Below are 21,967 nucleotides of genomic sequence, written 5' to 3' on the forward strand. Positions count from 1 at the left end.
TTACCTGCGAACAATTTAACCATATTCAAATTGCACCTCACGGTCACAATCAAGTACACTAGTCTTTATTGCCACGATAGAGATTAATCATGAACGAGAATCCAGAAAAGACCGCGCATTTTGGCTATAAAACTGTTGCCGAAACCGAAAAAGCTTCCATGGTCGCCGATGTATTTCACTCCGTTGCGACTAAATATGACGTAATGAATGATCTTATGTCTTTTGGTATTCATCGTTTATGGAAACGCCAAACTATTGCCAGCTCTGGTGTACGTAAAGGTCATTATGTACTTGATTTAGCCGGCGGCACGGGTGATTTAACAGCTAAATTTAGCCAACTCGTTGGTGATACAGGCCAAGTGGTATTAGGTGACATTAACTCATCGATGCTCAAAGTAGGCCGTGAAAAACTGCACAACTTAGGTCTTGTAGGAAATATCGACTACGTGCAAATGAATGCCGAAGCACTGCCTTTCCCTGATAATAGCTTTGATTTAATTACTATCGCATTTGGTTTGCGTAATGTGACCGATCAAAATAAAGCGCTGCGCTCAATGTACCGCATTTTAAAGCCAGGTGGTCGGTTGTTGGTATTAGAGTTTTCTAAACCAGAACATGAGTTGCTCAATAAAGCCTATGATTTTTACTCATTCAACCTGCTACCAAAAATGGGTGAATTGGTTGCTAACGACGGCGAATCATACAAATATTTGGCTGAATCAATTCGCATGCATCCAGATCAAGAAACACTCAAAACCATGATGAATGATGCCGGCTTTGAACAAACAACGTATCAAAATCTAACTGGTGGCATTGTCGCGTTACATCGTGGTTTTAAATATTAAGCGCTAGCTTGGACACTGAAAAAGGTAAAGGTGCTGTTATGTTAACGAATTTTCTAGTCGCTGTAGTTGAGCGTATTTTAAATACAGCGCTAGTGCTTGATAGTACTTTAATAGCCAAGCTAAAACCTGTCACTCAACAGCGTTTATTAATTGATATACGTGACTGGCAACAACAATTTGTAGTGGTGTTCACCGGCCAAAATTTACATTTATACAATACCAAAGAAACACTGTATGACTGCATGATCAGCGCTAATATCGATACCTTAATGGCATTACAAAATCCAGCGATGTTGACGCAGCTGATCCGCCAGGACAAACTCGATCTCCAAGGTGATTTAAATATTGCTCAAGGCTACAGTAATGCTTTTGCTGCAATGGATATTGACTGGCCTGAACACCTTTCTCGTTATATTGGTGATGTCCCTGCACAACAAGTTTGGCAGCTTATTACGCAATTGAAAAGCCAAGGCGATAAAACACAGCTTAAGCTTAACAATACGATTACTCATTTATGCCAAGATGAGTTAGCGGTCACCATTCACCCGATAGAGCTTGAACAATTTAAACAACACACCCGCCAATTAAAAGGCCAAGTTGCTCAGCTTGAAATGCGTATAAACCAATTACTTCAATCTAACTAAATCTGTAAGGATTATTTGTGTCAGCTGCTCGGTTATATTACATCACCCAAACCCTACTCAACTATGGTTTAGATGAACTGATCCCTGCCAATAAAATACCTTGGTATGCTAAAGCTGGCCGCTCATGCTTGTTCTGGCTTAAAAACAAACACACAGATAAACCAGCTGGATTACGACTGCGCTTGGCGCTGCAACAGTTAGGCCCTGTATGGATTAAGTTTGGCCAAATGCTCTCTACGCGTCGCGATTTATTACCGCTCGATATAGCAATAGAGCTTGCGCACCTACAAGATCAAGTACTCCCTTTTGAAAGTGCATTAGCACAAAAGCTCATTGAAGAAGCATTAGAGATCAATGACATTAGTGAATGCTTTAGTGACTTTGAACAAACTCCTTTAGCCTCTGCATCTATTGCACAAGTTCACACAGCGACCTTAATCGATGAACATCAACAACCGCAAGATGTGGTGATAAAAGTAATTCGCCCAGATATAAAAGGCCAAATTGATGCCGACCTAGCCTTGATGGAGCAATTTGCTAAAGTCGTGGCTAAATTAGTAAATGAAGCAAAAAGATTACGCCCTGTAGAAGTGGTTAAAGAGTATAAAAAAACCTTACTCGATGAACTAGATTTAATGCGTGAAGGCGCTAATGCTATTCAATTAAAGCGTAACTTTGAAGGTTCAGATTCGCTTTATATCCCTTATGTTTACAGTGACTACAGTCGTGTTAATGTACTCGTAATGGAGCGTATTTACGGTATTCCAGTTTCGGATACTGACGCATTAGTTGCGCAAAACACCAATATGAAATTGCTAGCTGAACGAGGCGTGGAAGTGTTTTTCACCCAAGTATTCCGTGATAGCTTTTTTCATGCTGACATGCATCCAGGGAACGTGTTTGTATCATACGACACGCCTGAAAACCCCAAATTTATTGGGATCGACTGCGGGATTGTTGGCACCTTAAACAAAGAAGATAAACGTTACCTTGCAGAGAACTTTATTGCCTTTTTTAATCGTGACTACCGTCAAGTCGCCCAGCTGCATGTTGACTCAGGGTGGGTTCCAAAGGATACCAGCGTTGAAGAGTTTGAGTTTGCGATTCGTACAGTGTGCGAGCCGATTTTTAATAAGCCATTAGCTGAAATCTCATTTGGTCACGTTTTAGTCAACTTGTTTAATACAGCTCGTCGCTTTAATATGCAAGTTCAACCCCAATTAGTTCTACTGCAAAAAACCTTACTGTATGTTGAAGGATTAGGGCGTCAGTTATATCCACAATTAGATTTATGGAAAACAGCAAAGCCCTTCTTAGAAGACTGGGTAAAGCAACAAGTCGGCCCTTGGTCGGTACTTAAGCAGGTATATGCAAATTTACCTTTTTGGGCAGAAAAAATGCCCGAATTGCCTGATTTAATTTACCATAATTTAAAGCAGCAACAGCAGTATCAAGTACAGACTCCAATCACTCAGCCGTCGCACAAGCCATTATTACTTGGTGTATTTGCGGGAGCTGCAATGATAGTGTCGGGACTATGCTATTTACAGCACGATATGATAGCAGCAAGTATTGCAGCAGTTTGCTCGCTAAGTGGCTTTATCCTCGCTTGGCGCAATGCGTCATAAACTAAGTGCTATTTAGTGCTCGGTGAGTATAATCAATACAATAACTTTAATTCACAGTATTTAATTAAGTGGAGAACATCATGGGTTTTGGCGGTATTAGTATTTGGCAATTACTGATTGTTTTGGCAATCATTGTGTTACTTTTTGGTACAAAAAAATTACGCGGAATTGGTGGTGATTTAGGGAATGCTGTAAAAGGGTTTAAAAAAGCAGTATCTGAAGAAGAACAACCTAAACCTACTGATAACATAGAACAAAGTAATAGTCCCATTCAAAATAAAGAGTCTATTGATAAAAGCAAAGAAGACCATAAGGCTTAATTAAAATGGGCATGTGGGAACTTGTTGTTGTTTTAATCGTTGGGCTCGTTGTACTGGGGCCTGAACGCTTGCCCGTTGCTATTCGCACAGTAAGTCGCTGGATAAAAACTATAAAATCATTAGCTAACTCAGTCAAAGCTGAAGTTAACGAAGAGCTTCGCGTACACGAACTGCATCAAAATTTAAAAAAAGCAGAGCAACAAAGTATGCAAGATTTAAGTCCTGCGCTCAAAAGTTCTGTTGATGAACTGCAAAAAGCGGCCGATTCTGTCACTCATAGTTATAAAAAAGAATCTTCAGATCAAAACAATAAAGTGAGTAACGATGAACAAAAGTGAATTATTTTTGTTGTCTTTGGTCTACTCATTGGTAGCGAGTTAAGTTATGGCTGAACAAACACAATCTGGCTTCGTGAGTCATTTAATTGAGTTACGAAATCGTCTAATGAAAGCTTTATTAACTATTTTATTATTTTTTATTGCTCTCGTTTACTTTGCCAATGATATTTATAGCTTTGTTGCTGCACCATTAGTTGCTCACTTACCAAGTACAGCAACAATGATCGCAACAGATGTAACGGCACCATTTTTTGCACCATTTAAATTAACTTTATTTGTTGCTTTATTTGCTTCTATACCACTGATATTACATCAAATCTGGGGGTTCATTGCACCAGGTTTGTATCAACATGAAAAACGTATGCTGATGCCTATTTTAGCATCAAGCATTATACTTTTTTATGGTGGTATCGCATTTTGTTATTTTATCGTATTGCCGATTATTCTTGGTTTTTTTACCAGTGCCGGTCCCGAAATGATGACACTTGCACCCGATATCAGCAGTTACTTGAGCTTTGCATTAAAGTTATTCTTTGCTTTTGGCGTCGCCTTTGAAATCCCAGTCGCTATTATGCTGCTATGCTGGAGTGGTGCGACAACCACGCAAAGTTTAAAAGAAAAACGACCGTATATTGTCGTTGGTGTATTTGTCGTTGCTATGTTTTTAACGCCACCTGACGTACTCTCGCAATCATTATTAGCGCTTCCGATGCTAGTATTATTTGAAATTGGTTTAATTTTAGCGACTTTTTACACCGCTAAACCTGAACAACATGAGTCTAAGGAATAAAATGAAAAAACAACTACTACCATTATTAGCTCTGTTAAGTGTCCCTATCGCTAATGCTAATGCTAATGCTAATGAAGTTAATCTACAAGCATTGCAAGCGTGTACTTTTGTTGAAAATGACTTTAATCGTTTACTTTGCTACGACAATATCATGGCTGGTAAACCATTGAGTAAACCAGTAACAACGTCACAATCGTTAAAAGACGCAGCACCCGCCTCAATAGCTGAGTCTAAAAATACGGCAAAAGCAAAAAATGAAGATTTTGGCTTAGAGCACAAAGAAGCGGCTAAAGACAATGATGATGAAATTACCGCAGTGATTAGCAGCATAGAAGAAGCGCCGTATGGTGAATTAATCATTAACTTGGAAAATGGCCAGCAATGGCGTCAAGTGGGCTCTGATAGCATACGCCTGAGGGCTAACGATACAGTCGAAATCACACGCGGTATGTTCAATTCATTCCTATTGAAAAAAGCAGGTTATAATCGTTCAATTCGCGTTAAACGAACAAATTAATGTCAACAATGCTTATTGATGCGGGTGTAAACCTCACAAATCACCAATTTGATGCTCAGCATGAAGCTATCATCACACGCGCGAAAGCGCATGATGTTGGCCAAATGCTGTTAATTGGATGCGATGTTAGCACCAGCCAACAAGCACTTACGTTAGCTCAAGATTATGAGCTGCTTGCTACCGCGGGCGTTCATCCGCATGATGCTAAATCTGTCGATGAGCAGCTAGAGACTCAACTTCGTCATTTAGCAGCAAACTCGAAAGTCGTTGCTATTGGCGAGTGTGGTTTAGATTATAATCGTGATTTTTCACCTCGGGATGTTCAGCGTTCAGTTTTACATCGTCAATTAACGCTAGCAGAACAACTTGATTTACCTGTTTACCTACATGAACGTGATGCTAGCGAGGATATGCTCGCTATTTTAAAAATGTATTCTGTTCGTGGTGTACTCCATTGCTTTACCGGTGATCAGCAGGCATTAGAGCAATACTTAGCACTAGGCTTACACATAGGGATCACTGGTTGGGTATGTGATGAAAGAAGAGGCAAAGAGTTACAGCAGCTAGTGCCATTGATACCACTTGATAAATTATTAATTGAAACAGATGCACCTTTTCTTATACCGCGCACTATAACACCTAAGCCCAAATCTCGACGTAATGAGCCCTGTTTTTTACCTTATATTTGCCAAACTATTGCGTCACTGAAAAACATTGAATTTACAGCCGTTGCAGAGCAAACTACACTTAATTTTCAACAATTGTTCAACCGCAAGGGCTAGCAATGAAGTGTGCTTGGTTGTTTTTTGGTGGTTTTACGCTGCTGTTAATATCAGTTGCTTCTCACGCTAAAGGCATCACTTTAGATAAACACTTTAAACACCTTCAAGACATTTCTTTTGCTTACACACAGCAGCCTCTCACGCCTGAGCAAGCTAAACTATTACCCGCAAAATCATGGCAACAACTTAATCAACAGAGCCTAAACCTTGGCATTGCTAATCACGCTGTTTGGATTAAGTTTATAATGACTAACGCTGAGAGTTATGAATTACCAGCTTTGCTCTCTATTGATAACCCATTACTTGATAAAGTAACTGTGTTTCATTATCACAAAGGTAGCACTCTATTATTTAAAGAAATTGGTGATGCACTGCCGCTGGATAATCGCCAAATTAAGAACGAATCTTTACTGGTTAAATTAAGCTTGCCACCATTAAGCAGCAGTGAAGTATTTCTTCGGGTTGAAACTAAAGGCGGTGTTCGCGTTCCAATTAGCGTATGGCAGCACGATGAATATCTAAAATATAAAAGTAAATTTAACCTGTTGTATGGGTTGTTAATTGGTTTTGTTCTATCTCTGGCTATTACATGTTTTGTATTATTTGGTTTTTCTCGAAAAAGCTATTTTGCCTTGAGTGGCTGTATATTAATTACTTTATGGTTGCAACTCGTTTACTTGTATGGCTTTGGTTATCGCTATTTTCACCCATCAATACCGAGCTTACAACAACTTGCTATTCCTTGCATGCTCATAATTACAACAGGTTTGTTCCAACCTTTATTTAATCGCATGCGCCAATCTAACAAGTCTCCTATACAGTCTCTGCAACGATGGAGCAATCACTTATTATTAAGCAGCCTACTGGTTATCTGGCTACTACCAACAAGTTTATTAGTAAGTTACACCCTAATAGCTAGCTCTTTAATCATGTTAATCCATTGCACCGCAATCGTATATGACGTAAAGCAAAGCCGCAGCCATCCAACTAGTGCCCTATTATGTGGTGCCATCTCATTTTTTGCCGCACTGGTTTATCTCAATATTGTGGTTTTTGGTTTGTTTGATTTTAATACCCGCGGCCTGCCCTTCATGTTTATCAGCTTTTTAGTGTGCGCTTTGAGTTTAAGCTTTGCGACCATTAAATACTTTTTAATTGAACGTGATGCACAAATTGCTTCTCAGCAAGCACGTATTGCCCAAAGCGAGGCGCAAGATGCCTTATTACAAGAGCGTATTGAGCTGCAAGAACAGGCTCATTTAGATCTTGAAGCAAACATAGAAGAACGTACTTTTGAATTACAAGTTACCTTGCGAGAGCTAGAAGAAAAAAACCGCGCATTAGAACAGATGAATATGGAAGATGCACTCACGCAAGTAAAAAACCGCCGCTACTTCGATAAAAAACTGGTCATGGATTTACGCCGCTCACGCAGAGAACAAACCCCACTGAGCGTGATAATGTTCGATATAGATCACTTTAAAAAAATCAATGACACATACGGACATTTAACCGGCGATCAGGCCATACAAGCCGTTGCACAAATAATCAAAAGCCATCTAAAGCGTCCGCTTGATGAAGTCGCCCGCTATGGTGGTGAAGAATTTGTTGTATTACTGCCAAACACACCTCTCGATGGTGCCCTTGAGATAGCGCAGAATGTACGCCAAGCAATCATGGATGCTGCGATAAAAGTGGCAAGCACAGAGATAAAATTTACCATTAGTGCGGGGGTATACTGTGCCGTCGCTGAAGATATAAATAACCCGGGATTATTCACTGATTGTGCAGATAAAGCGCTTTATCACGCAAAACAAAGTGGCAGAAATCGCGTGGTTAGCTTTCCAATTTTAGACTAGGAGCAAACAATGGCCCAATCAGGTCTCGACCTTTTCCCTTATACACGCATGCGTAGAATGCGCCGTAGTGATTTTTCTCGTCGTCTTATGGCTGAAAATCAACTCAGCGTCAATGATTTAATTTACCCTGTCTTTGTGCTTGAGGGTGAGAACCGCCGCGAAGCAATTGAGTCAATGCCAGGCATTGAACGCCTATCTATCGATTTACTTCTAGACGAAGCAAAAGAGTTGGTTGAATTAGGCATTCCTGCTGTCGCCATTTTTCCCGTTACACCTGTAGACAAAAAATCATTGCTCGCAGAAGAAGCCTACAGCGATGATGGCCTTGCACAACGCACTGTACGCGCACTTAAAGCTGCGTTCCCTGAGCTTGGTGTGATCACCGATGTAGCGCTTGACCCATTCACTGTGCATGGCCAAGACGGCATCATTGATGATGAAGGCTATGTCATTAACGATGTCACAACTGAAATACTTGTTAAGCAAGCACTTTCACATGCAGAAGCTGGCGCCGATGTAGTTGCACCTTCAGACATGATGGATGGCCGTATTGCCGCTATTCGTGAAGCACTCGAAGCGGATGGCTTTATTCATACCCGTATTATGGCTTACTCTGCAAAATATGCGTCTAGCTACTACGGCCCATTTCGTGATGCAGTTGGCTCAGCAGGGAATTTAAAAGGAGCAGATAAAAAAACCTATCAAATGGACCCTGCAAATTCAGATGAAGCTATCCGTGAAGTTGCCCTTGATCTGCAAGAAGGCGCTGATATGGTCATGGTAAAACCTGGTATGCCGTATTTAGACATTGTGCGCCGCGTAAAAGATGAGTTTGGTGTGCCAACTTTTGCTTATCAAGTAAGTGGTGAGTACGCGATGCACAAAGCAGCGATTGATAACGGCTGGCTCGCTGAAGAGGCAACCATAATGGAATCATTACTGGCATTTAAACGTGCTGGTGCTGATGGTATTTTGACCTACTTCGCAAAACAAGCAGCCCAGTGGCTTAAAAAATAAGCTTTCCCTTTGAAAAGAGTGAGCCCTCGCTCTTTTCACTTTCATTTTATTAACATTTTGTATTTTATTTGTCATAAAAAATCCCTAAACTAGTTCCCCCAATTGGGATCCACACACACGGGAATAAAATGATAAATACAAAAATAACACCTCTGGCACTTGTTATTGCAAGTCTCAGTGCACCAGCATCCGCTAATCTAATCATTTCAGAATATGTTGAAGGTGGCTCTAACAATAAAGCTATTGAGCTTTATAACAACTCAGGCGCTGAATTATCTCTTAACGGCTATAACATCTCTCTTTATTCAAATGGGAACGGCGATCTAACCAGTCCAAATAATACACTTGACCTATCTGGTAGTTTAGCTGCAAATAGCACCTATGTAATTGTTAACGCAGGCTCTGTAGACGAACTTAAAGCGAAAGCTGATATTGAAGCAACTGTTACCTATTTTAATGGTGATGATGCTTTAATACTTACTAAAGATGGCACTATCGTTGATAGTTTTGGTCAACTAGGCGTTGATCCTGGCCAAGAGTGGTCTGCCGGCGGTGTTGCCACTAAAGATAAATCACTGCGTCGCAATCTCAGTATTACAATAGGCCGTACAGATGCCACGGCAGAATTTGATCCAAGTGCACAATGGGTGCAGTTTGATAAAGATGACTTTTCAGGCATTGGTTTTCATGGCGAAAGCACAGAACCAACACCAGACCCTGATCCAGAACCGGTTACTCCATTAGAGTGCGGCGCTGCTAAAACTACGATTAACGCCATTCAAGGTGCCAGTGATGAAAGCCCATTGATCAATACCATCGTTGAGCTTGAAGGTATTGTAACGGCGGATCTACAGGCCGACGATCAACTCAATGGCTTTTTTATCACCTCGCTTGATGCTGATATTGACAACAACCCACTGACCTCTGAAGGTGTATTTATTTACGCTAATACTACTGACGTTAATGTGGGTGATCACGTTCGTGTTAAGGGCAGTGTCGCTGAATACTTCAACGCAACACAAATTGGCGACGTTAGCCAAATTAAAGTCTGTGCAGCAGACTTAACATCTACAGCAACAAAAATATCTTTACCTGTTGCTGATACGAATGATTTTGAAGCCTTTGAAGGTATGTTGGTCACATTAGAGCAACCTTTAGTGGTCACCAATAACTATGCGCTAGGTCGTTTCGGTGAAGTTGAACTCGCCACGGAACGTCTATATCAGGGTACGCAAGTTGCCTTACCTGGTGATGCAGCCAATGCCCACGAAGCTGAGAATCTTAAAAAACAAATTTTAGTCGATGACGGTTCAACGAAGCAAAACCGCGATCCAATCGCTTACCCGGGTGCTGGGCTTGATGCTTATAATACGTTACGTTTAGGTGATTCTGTTAATACGATTACCGGAGTATTGGGCTACAGCTTTAATCGCTACCGTCTTCACCCAACGATTGCACCAACATTTATTGCTACCAACCCTCGCCCAGATGCACCTGCATTAAACGAGCAAGCCGACTTACGTATTGCCAGCTTCAACGTACTTAATTACTTTAATGGTGATGGTCAAGGCGGTGGTTTTCCAACAAGTCGCGGTGCAGATAACGAAGCAGAATTTGTTCGCCAACAAGCAAAATTAGTCAGTGCAATTACAGCGCTTAAAGCCGATGTTATTGGTTTAATGGAAATTGAAAACGATGGTTTTGGTGAATTTAGCGCCATTGCCAGCCTAGTTAAAGCACTCAATGATGAAGATGCTGAAAACCAATACGCTTTTGTTGATTTTGCTGTAAATCAAATTGGTACAGATCAAATCACTACCGCATTAATTTACCGCGCTAATAAAGTAGAAGAAGTAGGCACTGCGGCCATAACAACGCAAACACCATTTGATTACAGTAACCGTGCGCCTATTGCGCAAAGCTTTAAATCACTTAGTACCGAAGAAGTATTTACAGTTGCTGTCGCCCATTTAAAATCAAAAGGCGGCTGTCGTAGCGCAGAAGGTAACAACGCTGATTTAGGTGATGGTCAAGCTTGCTGGAATGAAATTCGCGTTGCGGGTGCAAATGCTTATGCTGACTGGTTAAACAGTAAACCTACCGGTATCGATGATGAAGATATTATCCTTGTCGGTGATATGAACGCATATGCAATGGAAGATCCAATTCGCGCATTTGCTGATAAAGGGTATAAGAATGTTGTCGCCGAACTTAATGGCAACACTTTTAGTTACTCTTATAGCTTCTCAGGACGATTAGGTAGCTTAGATCACGCTGTAGCAAGCCCAACCCTGCTTGCAAAAGTAGTCGCTGCGACAGATTGGCATATCAATGCTGATGAGCCTATTAGCTTAGATTACAACCTCGAATCAAAATCAGACACACAGCAAGCAAGCTTATACGCAGACAACGCATACCGTGCATCAGATCATGATCCTGTCATTATCGATATAAAATCTGAGCCACCAGTTGAGCCAATCCCAGAACCACAAGCGCCTGCTTTAGCGCCTGAACAAACCTTTAGCATTGCAGAGAATAGTGCGGTAGGTGCCGTAATAGGCACGCTTAATTTTAGTGATGCAGATGAAGCATACACACCTGTAGTTAGCTTTGTTGTATCAGGTAATGATGCCGTTACAATTGATGCACAAGGTCAGCTTATTCTCGCTACAGAACTGGATTACGACCTTGAACGTAAAATTACCTTAATGGTACAAGCTCAAGATAGTGCCGGGAATTTATCAGCAGCACAGTTGGTATTTATTAATATAGATAAAGTGGATGAAAAGAAGAGTAACTCTGGCTCATTAGGTTGGTTAAGTTTGCTCGCTTTACCATTATTAGCAAGAAGGCGTATTAAAAAGTAACTTACTAAATCTACATAACGAAATAGACCGCTAAAAAGCGGTCTATTTAATCTCAAGAATCATCATCTTTACTTAAGCATTACAGCGTTGATTGCTTTCTTTTTTACTGCAAGCCAAACTACGCGCATACAAATCCAGAATGCCCTTCATTTGCTCTTCATTAAATTGCCAATTGTAGAAAGACTCAACCTTTCCAGATGCCAACTGAACTTTAAACTCAGTAATAATGCTATGTCGCTTAAAAGTAATGGCTGTTATTTCATCCGCATTAATATATTGCCGACCTAAAATACCAGAATAATAAATACCCGCTTTGTAGCAATGCAAAAATCGTAATTTCATTACATTAAACAAAGTAAGCACAAGAAAAGTGGGAATAATTACCATAGTAACTATTTTCAAATCCATTACAGCTACAACACTGTATGTTGTAACGAGGGCAAAAATAATTTTAATTGCTTGCAACATCCAGTTCGGACTTAATTTTACTATATTCATATTAAGGCTCTTTTGTTTGCACCCTCTTCTGAGGAAGGTTTCCTTTTTTATTAATAGTTAAAAACTATAAATCAGAAGAGAATTTTACCCTTATAGAAACAGGTACACAAGAGCATTTACACTACCTTTTACCTAGACCTAAAGTATTTATTCTAAGCCGTTAATAAGCCACAAGTTAATTAATTATCTTTTTTAAAAGCGAATCTCTAAAAATGAACTAGCTCAATCCTTTTAGTTGAACATATTAAAAACTATTAAACTAAAGTTCCAATAATCAACAAGTGAAGAAAAAAAATCAAGAAAAAGAGTTTCTCAAAAAAAAGTTGTACCAATCGTGTTAAGTTAATGACCATTTATAGCGAAAGATAAATACAGTGATAACAAGGCAGAAATTTTGACATGGTGTTGTTCTCGGCCATTGCTCCTGCATTGCTGTACCTCCTGCATCCATGCAGTCGTACATGAAAAACTTATAACGCTGTTAGCGCTTTATTTAGCCCGCTAGAATGGTTAAATATTTTTAGTGTTAGGCAATAAAAAACCCGCAACAAGTGCGGGTTTTTTCAAAGATTTAAAAGGCTAATTACTTAGCAGCTTTTTTCTCTTTTTCTGCAGCGATTACTGTATCAGCTACGCTTTGTGGACACGGTGCATAGTGTGAGAACTCCATAGAGAACTGACCACGACCTGATGTCATTGTACGTAGTGTACCGATGTAACCGAACATTTCTGATAACGGAACATCAGCTTTAATACGGATACCAGTTAAACCAGCTTCTTGGTCTTTCATCATACCACGACGACGGTTAAGGTCACCGATTACGTCACCAACGTGATCTTCTGGTGTGAACACGTCAACTTTCATGATTGGCTCAAGAAGTTGTGCGCCCGCTTTAGGGATCGATTGACGGAAAGCGCCTTTAGCAGCGATTTCGAACGCGATTGCAGATGAATCCACGGCATGGAAACCACCGTCGAAAAGTTCAACTTCAACGTCAAGTACTGGGAAGCCAGCTAGAACACCTTCGTTCATCATTGACTTAAAGCCTTTCTCAACTGCAGGCCAGAATTCTTTAGGTACGTTACCACCAACAACTGATGATTTAAACGTGAAGCCTGAAGCAATTTCACCTGGCTTGATGCGGTAGTCGATTTTACCGAACTGACCAGAACCACCAGATTGTTTCTTATGCGTGTAGCTATCTTCGATTTCACGAGTGATAGTTTCACGGTAAGCAACCTGTGGTTGACCAACGATAAGGTCTACGCCGTAAGTACGCTTAAGGATATCAACTTTGATATCTAAGTGAAGCTCACCCATACCTTTAAGGATAGTTTCGCCTGAATCTTCATCAGTCTCAACTTGGAAAGATGGATCTTCTGCAACCATTTTACCGATAGCAACACCCATTTTCTCATTACCGCCTTTATCTTTAGGCTGTACAGCAATCGAGATTACTGGAGTTGGGAATACCATTGGCTCAAGTGTTACTGGGTGCTTAGGATCACATAAAGTGTGACCAGTTTGCACGTTTTTCATGCCTACGATAGCAATGATGTCACCAGCTTGTGCGCTAGTTAATTCGTTACGGTCATCTGCTTGCATCTCAACCATACGGCCAACACGCTCAGTTTTACCAGTAAACGCGTTAAGGATAGTGTCACCCTTATTTAGTTTACCAGAGTAGATACGTACGAATGTTAATGCACCAAAACGGTCATCCATGATTTTGAATGCTAACGCTTTGAATGGTTCATCAGTAGATACTACTGCGAACTCGCCATTTTCATTACCTTCTTCATCCATAAGAGGTTGAGGATCAACTTCTGTAGGACACGGTAAGTAATCAACAACAGCGTCAAGAATTAGTTGCATACCTTTGTTCTTGAAAGCAGAACCACAGTATGTAGGGAAGAAAGCAAGGTCACGAGTACCTTTACGGATACAACGCTTGATATCTTCAAGAGAAGGCGCTTCACCTTCCATGTATGCTTCAAGAAGTTCGTCGTCTTGCTCTAAAGCAGTTTCAACAAGCATTTCATAGTATTCGTCAGTTTTCTCTACCATGTCTGCTGGAACGTCTGTGATCTCGTAGTTCTCTGGAAGACCAGTGTCATCCCAAACGTATGCTTTTTTAGTTAGAACATCTACAACACCAACAAACTCATCTTCGATACCGATTGGTAACGTCATGATTAGTGGGTTTGCACCAAGTACTTTACGTACTTGCTCAGTTACACGGTAAAAATCAGCACCCATACGGTCTAATTTATTTACGAAAATAACACGTGCAACTTCTGATTCGTTAGCATAACGCCAGTTAGTTTCTGATTGTGGCTCAACACCACCAGAACCACAGAATACACCGATGCCGCCATCAAGTACTTTTAGTGAACGGTATACTTCAACTGTGAAGTCAACGTGTCCAGGAGTATCGATAACGTTAAAACGGTGATCTTTCCAGAAACAGCTTACAGCCGCAGACTGGATAGTAATACCGCGCTCAGCTTCTTGTTCCATGAAGTCAGTTGTTGATTCACCATCATGAACCTCACCAGTTTTATGGATTTGACCAGTAAGCTTTAGGATACGCTCAGTAGTCGTGGTCTTACCCGCATCAACGTGCGCGAAAATACCAATGTTTCTGTACTTCGATAAATCTGCCATTATTTTACTCTTAATAAAGTCGAAAAATTATTCGGCGGGAGTATAGCATTACTTATAGCGAACATCACCATACATGTCGCTTAAAATGCAATCAATTTTATAATATTTCACTTTCTATGGGTTTTGAAGCCAATAGCTACACTAAAGCCGTGCTTTTTAGCCGTTTTGAGCATCCCTAAAAAAGCATTGGCGACCCTTCACATAGGTAGCTTGAATACTGAAATCATTTTTTAAAACAGCAAAGTCAGCCTGTTTACCACTCGCTAAAGAACCAACTTGGCTTTCAATATTAAGAAATTGTGCAGGGACAATACTGGCCATATTTATCGCTTCACGTAGTTCAACGCTGCCTAATAGGTGCATATTTTTAACAGCGCGTTCCAGCGTTAGCGTACTACCAGCCAAAGAGCCCGATGCCGTTCTCGCCACGCCATCGTGAACAAAAACATCCATTTTACCTAATTTATATTGTCCATCAATTAACCCACCTGCATTAATACAATCACTGATCAACGCGATTTTTTGCGGGCCTTTGAGTCTATAAATTAACTTTAAAATAGTAGGATGAAGATGCACACCATCAGCAATAACCTCCACCAGCGCATTGTCATCCATTAATACCGCCCCCGCGCAACCTGGATCGCGATGGTGAATGCCGCGCATGCCGTTAAATACATGCACACCACCACATGCACCATGCCCAAGCGCCTGCTGCGTTTGTTCATAAGTGGCATCACAATGACCTAACATCACTCTAACACCTTGTGCTGTAAGGTATTGGATCAGCGTATTGGCACCGGGTTTTTCAGGTGCTAATGCCACCACCTTTAAGCTACCGTTGGCCGCCTTAATCATCGCTTCTAAATGCGGCTGCGATAATTCTAAAAAATAATCTTGGTTATGCGCACCTTTATGTATTTCACTAAAAAACAAGCCTTCGCTATACCCCCCCAAAACCTGTGCACCACTAGGTTGCTGCGTATATGCTTGGCCAATTATAGCCATCGCATTAAGGGTTTGTTGCCAGTCAGTCGTTACCGTTGTCGCTAAAAAACCCGTCACTCCATGCTCTGCAAGTGAGCATGAAATTGTTTCAATGCTACTCATTTTACAATCAATGACATCGCAGCCCTCGCGACCATGAATGTGTAAATCAATTAAACCGGGAATAATCGCAGCATCACCGTAATCATGAATTGGCACATCCGCTTTGGGGCTTTCTGTAAAGTCACTAATACGACCATTATCAATTAACATTAGGTGGTCTTTCAGTACGGTCTCTTGGCAATATATAGTCTCTGCCTTAACGTAAAAGACTGGCTCAGTCATGATAATACTCCAACTTGCGCTTTAGCTAAAATTGCAGCGCCACGGGCACCGCTAGCATCACCAAACTCAGCTAACACAATTTTTGGCACGCGAATATCAGCAAAAACATACGGTACTATTGCCTCTTCTAAGTTACTTACTAGCTCGTTAACTAATGACATACCACCACCGATCACAATTACCTCAGGGTCATACGCCATAATGATTGCCGCAAAGGTACTCCCCATTAAATCCAAGTAACATGCAAAGCTCTGCTGACAAAATACATCGCCTTTTCGTAAGCCTTCCACAATTTCAAAGGTGGTGAGTTCTTTTCCTGAAAAGTGCCGATGGATTCGCGCTAACCCGGGGCCAGCGATATAACTTTCAACACATCCTGTTAAACCACAGCCACATTTTAAAATAGGCAACTGGTATTTTTGTTGTAGCACTGCTGAAAGTGAATAATGCCCATATTCGCCAGCAATACCTTGCGCACTTTTGTACAGCTCACCATCAATGCATAATCCGCCACCGGCCCCTGTACCAATAATTGCACCAAACACACGAGTATGTTGTAAACCAATCGTGCTTTTTGCTTCAGAAAGTGCAAAACAGCGGCAATCATTTTCAATGGCGACAGGCCGGTTTATTAATTTTGCTAAATCTTGCGCTGCATTTTGACCTGTTGCATGAGGAACATTCGCGGATAAAACCTCTTGGTTCGCATTAATAATACCTGGCATGCCAATACCTACTGCACCACAGCACTGATATTTATGATCTGCACTTGAAATCATTTCCACTAACGCAGTTAAAAAATCTTGGTAACTCGTTTGCGGTGTTGCAATACGCCGTGACCCTAGTTGTTTTAATGAAGCGTCAAATACCGCAAGTTCAATTTTACTGCCGCCAATATCAATGCCATAAATATACTGCTTAGTCATTAATATCACCTTGTGAGAATGGATAAATAGTCACCCCTTGCACCACTCGGTTTACCTCACCGGTTGGACATGGGTTATCTACCGTAATACCTAGTTGCCACGCTTTATAGAAGGATATTATTTGTGCGCACACCATATAATACAGGCCATTAAAGACATCATCTAACTGCTCAGCAGAGGCCTCACTTGGCAAGGCTAATATATGCACTGCAATCGCTTTATTATCGCTTTGCAGCTCATTAAGTAGGTCAATATCATATTGTTTTGTATAGTTATTATTTGAACCAAATAAGACGATTAACGTTTTATCATCAACTAATGATTTTGGCCCATGGCGAAAACCAAGCGGGGATTCAAAATACCCCATTACTTGGCCTGCACTTAACTCTAATAGCTTTAACGCCGACTCTTGCGCATACCCTTTTAATGACCCAGCCCCTAAATACACCAGCCGATGCATTGGCAACTCAGCCAACTCTTTTAATTGAGTTAACTTGCTCGGAATATTTTTATCAATACTGTCAGCCATCGTTAAAACGGCATTATCCACATCGCTAAATACCGCTAAGCTTGCCACCAGCATCGACGTAAAACTACTGGTCATTGCAAAGCTTTGGTCAAGTGTTTGTGTTGGCATCAATAACGAGAAATAGTGCTCATCCTGCGCCGCTTGCTTATTCAGTGCGCCATCAGGGTTACAGGTAATAAATAAATGAGCACAGTGTTTTACATAGTTATTCACTACACCAACAGCAGCAACACTTTCAGGGCTATTACCTGAGCGCGCAAAAGAGACCAATAACGTTGGCCTATTTTTTTGTAAATACTGCTGCGGGCAAGCCACTAGCTCGGTGCTACTAATACTGAGACATGGAATATCTAACTGTTGGTTTAAGTAACCAACAACCGCCTCGCCAACATACGCAGAGGTACCGGCCCCAGTAAAAACTATTTGCGCATTAGGCTTATCCAACACATTTGCAAGCCAAGCATCTAATTGCTTGCGTACAGCACTTACCAAGCTGAGTGTTTCTCGCCAGCAGCCACTTTGCTGCATGATTTCTTTTGCTGTCCATGCACTATTTCTAGCTTCTAAAAGCGTTTCATCAATTGCTAAATAACTCGACATTGCTACCTCACTTACGTCTATTATTGTTTAAAGCACGCATCTGCGTAGCGACTGGTTACTTGCATTATGTGATGAAGTACCAAAGATTTAGGGTTGTTCTGAAGTGTTTTATTACGTACAGCTAGATACTGTAACGGCATATACTGGCTTAGTAGAGGCAAGGGGATCGGCTGTTTTTGTAAGTTACTAAATAGCGTTTCAACCGCATTTTTATTGCCTTGCTGGCCCCAATAATAACGAATACGATCACTAAAGCTAAAGCGGCGATATAGCTGCTGCAGTGATTGTTCGACTTGATAAAAACGCTGCCAGTTTTTTGGAAACTGCTGCATATCGGCATCAACTACAGTGCGTAAATGCGAGCACTGTTCAGTACCCATGAGCGCATCTTCAATATGGCTTAATGCAAATAAAGCTTCACGTAGCGCAAATGTAAGCTCAGGGCCTACTTTTAAAATCGCGAAATGGTCATTCACTAGCTGCTGATATGCCACCGGCGTTTGGTAATCCGTTGAATGCGCCTCAAAGGCAATACCTTCAACGGTTGTTATGTACTGCTTTAGTTGCTGTGCTTTACTGCTGTCGTAATCAAATACTTGGGTATTATCAAATTCAACCCCCGGCTGCACAACTAATCCCACTACACGCTGCCATGCAGATGATAAACCGAGCTGTAAAAATGCATCGTGATGCAGCGCTAAGGTACTTGCAACATGGGCAGTTTGCGTAACAGCGAGCGTGTCAATATGCTCATCTGCTCCACCTGGTGGGGGGACTTCAGTGCCTATCACGTACACCAAATCACTGTGACCAAATGTATCAACGGCTGTTTTTTCAGCCACAGCACACAACTGCGCCGCACGTATTGCCACCATTTCATCTGCTAAAATTGCGTCGTCATCAGCGCAGCGCATACTGGTATCTAGGTGGATTTTTTTGAACCCTGCCGCCACATAACCAGCAATTAACTGATCAGCCTTTTGCATCGCTGATCCAGCATCCTCGTCACACCAACACACTGGGCCTAAATGATCTCCACCTAGGATCAGTTTATCGACCGCAAACCCCTGCTCAGTCGCTAGCTGCTCAACAAATGCTATAAAATCAGTAGGCAACATGCCGGTATAACCGCCAAATTGATTAACCTGATTAGCAGTCGCTTCTATTAGTAGGTAACTGCTGTCTTGCTTGGCTTGCAATATGGCGGCTTCAAGCACCAATGGATGCGCCGAACACACGGCATAAATACCTTGTTTTTCACCGCGTTTATTCGCTGCGATTAATTGCTGTAATATCGTCATTGCAAGCCTCTATGTTGGTTAATCTTTTGTAGTTATGACTAAAGTCAAAGGTCAATTATGTGTAGCTGTACACCCGCATTCTCGATGGCCGTTTTAATCTCAGCTGGAATGCCACTGTCTGTTATCAATACATTTACTTCACTGGCGGCTATAATTTTATGCACGCCTTTACGGTTAAATTTACTGGAATCGGTAACAACAATGATCTCTCGCGATACTTCGCACATCACTCTGTTTAATAAGGCTTCCAATTCAAAATGCGTCGTGATCCCCACATCTTTTTCAAAACCATCAACACCTAAAATCAACTTATCAAAGTGGTACTGCTGCAAATGCTGCTCAGCTTGGCGGCCATAAAATGACAATGATTTTTTACGTAGCGTGCCACCAGTCATTAATACTTCAACGGATGGTGCATTCAACAGCGAATGTGCGACATTCAACCCGTTAGTCATCACCACGACACCATGGTGATTGGTTAAATTTTTAGCGACCTCTTCCGTTGTGGTCCCTGAATCTAAAATGATCGATTCACCATCTTTAATTAAGCTTGCAGCAAATTTGCCTAGCCGCTCTTTAATTCCGCGATTTGCGTCATGCTTCTCTTTTAATGACAACTCTTGCGTAAGGCGATTACTCATCACAGCACCACCGCGAGAGCGCACCAACAAACCTTTTTCATCCAATTCATTTAAATCATTTCGAATAGTAACCGTCGATACGCCAAACAGCTGAGCAAGCTCAGGAACCTGTACGCGTTCTTGCTTGCAAACTAATTGCACAATTTCATGACGTCTTTCGATAGTGTTAAGCATGCCCGCTCTCTTTCATTATTTACTTTCATTCATTGTACTCAGCTTTCACTTACTTTCAATTTAATTTATTTACATTTTTTATTTATTAACAACAAATAACACCAAACAACTGAATTAAAACAACTTAAATGAAAATTAAAATTACACACCGCCACAAATGAAAGTAAATGAAAGATTTTTATCTTGCTTTGATGTTTTCTTGGGTGTACAAATAAAAGCCTACGAAAGCGAATTCACAAATAATAAATATATAAGGGCAATGTCATGGGCGATCTCAACCGTAGACGGTTTTTACAATCAATGGCCGCAATTGCAGCAACAAGCGCAGCTTTAGGCTGTGCTTCGACAGTAAATCCCAAATCAATACTCAGAACGCCGCAACAAGGACGTTCAACCCTTGGCTTAACAGTGCCAAAAATGGATGTAGTAAGAGTGGGCTTTATTGGGGTTGGTGAACGCGGAGTTGGCGCTGTAAAACATTTTTGTCATCTTGATGGCGTTGAGATAAAAGCTATTTGTGACACCCATCAAGCCGTAGTAGACAGAGCTGTGAAAGTTGTTGTTGATAAAGGCTTTAAAAAACCAGATACCTACGGTAAAAGTGACCTCGATTATAGGCGTATGTTAGAACGCCAAGACATTGATATTGTCATTATTTCAACACCGTGGCAATGGCACACCCCCATGGCTGTCGATACCATGGAAAGCGGTAAACACGCTTTTGTTGAAGTGCCCGCAGCCGTGACAGTAGAAGAAGCATGGCAACTTGTTAATACCTCTGAGCGCACACAAAAAAATTGCATGATGTTAGAAAATGTTTGCTACGGCCGTGACGAGCTCATGGTGCTTAATATGGTTCGCCAAGGGGTTTTTGGAGAGTTATTGCACGGTGAAGCGGCGTACATTCATGAACTTCGCTGGCAGATGAAAGAAATTGATCATAAAACAGGTTCTTGGCGCACCCCTTGGCACGCAGCTGTTGATGGTAATTTATACCCAACTCATGGTTTAGGCCCAGTGTCCCAGTATATGAATATTAACCGTGGCGACCGTTTTGACTATATAAGCTCAATGAGCTCGCCATCATTAGGGCGCGCCGCCTACGCTAAAAAAGAATTTCCCGCAGATCATAGCCGCAATAAGCTTAACTACATTGCGGGTGATATGAACACCAGCATTATCAAAACAGTAAAAGGTCGTAGCATTATGGTGCAACACGACACCACCACGCCACGCCCTTACTCTCGTCACAACCTAATTCAAGGCACTAACGGCGCATTTGCAGGCTTTCCAAATCGGATCGCACTTGAGCAAGGTGGCAGTAAAAGCTACCACGAGTGGGATTACGACATGGCTGATTGGTATAACAAATACGATCACCCGCTCTGGCAAAAAATGGGCGCTGAGGCTGAACGTAACGGCGGCCATGGCGGCATGGACTTTTTAATGTTTTGGCGCATTGTGTTTTGCCTGCGCAACGGCGAACCACTTGATCAAGATGTGTATGACGCAGCCGCATGGTCTGCTGTTTTCCCATTATCAGTAGAGTCTGTCGCTGATCGTAGTAACAGCAAGGACTTCCCTGATTTCACTCGCGGCCTTTGGCAGCAAGCAAAGCCACTTGGCATTATTTCGTGATTTCCCCCAAGCGTACTGGAAAAAGACACCCAACACGCTTGGTAATAAACCAATAA

Annotated in this window: 19 protein-coding genes; 12 read left to right on the forward strand and 7 right to left on the reverse strand. The window is 41.5% G+C overall.

Annotation, left to right across the window (positions count from 1 at the left end):
* Nucleotides 1-89: 89 nt before the first annotated feature.
* The 11 genes from ubiE to ADS77_RS11330 all read left to right on the forward strand — a co-directional run bounded on the left by ubiE (nt 90) and on the right by ADS77_RS11330 (nt 11,607).
* Entirely contained in the window at nt 90-845 is a 756-nt protein-coding gene (gene ubiE / locus ADS77_RS11280) for a bifunctional demethylmenaquinone methyltransferase/2-methoxy-6-polyprenyl-1,4-benzoquinol methylase UbiE (protein WP_054205296.1), read from the forward strand.
* Between the two features lie 38 nt (nt 846-883).
* Complete coding sequence (locus ADS77_RS11285; RefSeq protein ID WP_054205321.1) at nt 884-1,489, forward strand: SCP2 domain-containing protein; 606 nt, start codon at nt 884-886, stop codon at nt 1,487-1,489.
* Nucleotides 1,490-1,506: 17 nt separating this feature from the next.
* Nucleotides 1,507-3,117 (forward strand): ubiquinone biosynthesis regulatory protein kinase UbiB, encoded by a 1,611-nt coding sequence (gene ubiB, locus ADS77_RS11290; RefSeq protein WP_054205297.1) that lies wholly within the window; start codon nt 1,507-1,509, stop codon nt 3,115-3,117.
* Nucleotides 3,118-3,197: 80 nt separating this feature from the next.
* Nucleotides 3,198-3,437 (forward strand): Sec-independent protein translocase subunit TatA, encoded by a 240-nt coding sequence (gene tatA, locus ADS77_RS11295; RefSeq protein WP_054205298.1) that lies wholly within the window; start codon nt 3,198-3,200, stop codon nt 3,435-3,437.
* A gap of 5 nt (nt 3,438-3,442) precedes the next feature.
* Nucleotides 3,443-3,775: a Sec-independent protein translocase protein TatB gene (gene tatB / locus ADS77_RS11300; RefSeq protein WP_054205299.1), complete on the forward strand. Its 333-nt coding sequence runs from the start codon at nt 3,443-3,445 to the stop codon at nt 3,773-3,775.
* A 46-nt stretch (nt 3,776-3,821) separates the two neighbouring features.
* Nucleotides 3,822-4,565: a twin-arginine translocase subunit TatC gene (gene tatC, locus ADS77_RS11305; RefSeq protein ID WP_054205300.1), complete on the forward strand. Its 744-nt coding sequence runs from the start codon at nt 3,822-3,824 to the stop codon at nt 4,563-4,565.
* Nucleotide 4,566: 1 nt separating this feature from the next.
* A complete protein-coding gene (locus ADS77_RS11310) occupies nt 4,567-5,082 on the forward strand; it encodes a hypothetical protein (protein WP_054454480.1) in 516 nt (171 codons plus the stop codon).
* Entirely contained in the window at nt 5,082-5,864 is a 783-nt protein-coding gene (locus tag ADS77_RS11315) for a TatD family hydrolase (protein WP_054454482.1), read from the forward strand. The genes ADS77_RS11310 and ADS77_RS11315 overlap by 1 nt, the downstream gene beginning before the upstream one ends.
* A 2-nt stretch (nt 5,865-5,866) precedes the next feature.
* The gene (locus ADS77_RS11320) at nt 5,867-7,723 is read left to right on the forward strand and encodes a diguanylate cyclase (protein ID WP_054454484.1); all 1,857 of its coding nucleotides are present in this window, start codon (nt 5,867-5,869) and stop codon (nt 7,721-7,723) included.
* Between the two features lie 9 nt (nt 7,724-7,732).
* Nucleotides 7,733-8,740: a porphobilinogen synthase gene (gene hemB / locus ADS77_RS11325; RefSeq protein WP_054205304.1), complete on the forward strand. Its 1,008-nt coding sequence runs from the start codon at nt 7,733-7,735 to the stop codon at nt 8,738-8,740.
* A 128-nt stretch (nt 8,741-8,868) separates the two neighbouring features.
* Nucleotides 8,869-11,607, forward strand: coding sequence for an ExeM/NucH family extracellular endonuclease (locus tag ADS77_RS11330; RefSeq protein WP_054454486.1), 2,739 nt, complete (start codon nt 8,869-8,871; stop codon nt 11,605-11,607).
* 72 nt (nt 11,608-11,679) lie between these two features.
* Here the strand turns inward: ADS77_RS11330 and ADS77_RS11335 are convergent, their stop codons facing one another.
* The 7 genes from ADS77_RS11335 to agaR all read right to left on the reverse strand — a co-directional run bounded on the left by ADS77_RS11335 (nt 11,680) and on the right by agaR (nt 20,273).
* Nucleotides 11,680-12,105: a hypothetical protein gene (locus ADS77_RS11335; protein WP_054205306.1), complete on the reverse strand. Its 426-nt coding sequence runs from the start codon at nt 12,103-12,105 to the stop codon at nt 11,680-11,682.
* Between the two features lie 583 nt (nt 12,106-12,688).
* Nucleotides 12,689-14,773 (reverse strand): elongation factor G, encoded by a 2,085-nt coding sequence (gene fusA / locus ADS77_RS11340; protein WP_054205307.1) that lies wholly within the window; start codon nt 14,771-14,773, stop codon nt 12,689-12,691.
* Nucleotides 14,774-14,929: 156 nt separating this feature from the next.
* Nucleotides 14,930-16,102 (reverse strand): N-acetylglucosamine-6-phosphate deacetylase, encoded by a 1,173-nt coding sequence (nagA, locus tag ADS77_RS11345; RefSeq protein ID WP_054205308.1) that lies wholly within the window; start codon nt 16,100-16,102, stop codon nt 14,930-14,932.
* The gene (locus ADS77_RS11350) at nt 16,099-17,028 is read right to left on the reverse strand and encodes an ROK family protein (RefSeq protein ID WP_054454488.1); all 930 of its coding nucleotides are present in this window, start codon (nt 17,026-17,028) and stop codon (nt 16,099-16,101) included. Before ADS77_RS11350 ends, nagA begins: the two co-directional genes overlap by 4 nt.
* Nucleotides 17,021-18,157: an SIS domain-containing protein gene (locus ADS77_RS11355; RefSeq protein WP_054454490.1), complete on the reverse strand. Its 1,137-nt coding sequence runs from the start codon at nt 18,155-18,157 to the stop codon at nt 17,021-17,023. Before ADS77_RS11355 ends, ADS77_RS11350 begins: the two co-directional genes overlap by 8 nt.
* Nucleotides 18,158-18,177: 20 nt before the next feature.
* A complete protein-coding gene (locus ADS77_RS11360) occupies nt 18,178-19,458 on the reverse strand; it encodes a D-tagatose-bisphosphate aldolase, class II, non-catalytic subunit (protein ID WP_054454492.1) in 1,281 nt (426 codons plus the stop codon).
* Between the two features lie 44 nt (nt 19,459-19,502).
* Nucleotides 19,503-20,273, reverse strand: a complete 771-nt coding sequence (gene agaR, locus ADS77_RS11365) for a transcriptional repressor AgaR (protein WP_054205312.1) — start codon at nt 20,271-20,273, stop codon at nt 19,503-19,505.
* A 264-nt stretch (nt 20,274-20,537) separates the two neighbouring features.
* Between agaR and ADS77_RS11370 the strand changes: the two genes are divergently transcribed.
* Entirely contained in the window at nt 20,538-21,911 is a 1,374-nt protein-coding gene (locus ADS77_RS11370) for a Gfo/Idh/MocA family protein (protein WP_054205313.1), read from the forward strand.
* The last annotated feature ends 56 nt before the right edge of the window (nt 21,912-21,967 follow it).

The sequence above is a fragment of the Pseudoalteromonas porphyrae genome (assembly GCF_001298125.1).
GTDB lineage: Bacteria > Pseudomonadota > Gammaproteobacteria > Enterobacterales > Alteromonadaceae > Pseudoalteromonas > Pseudoalteromonas neustonica.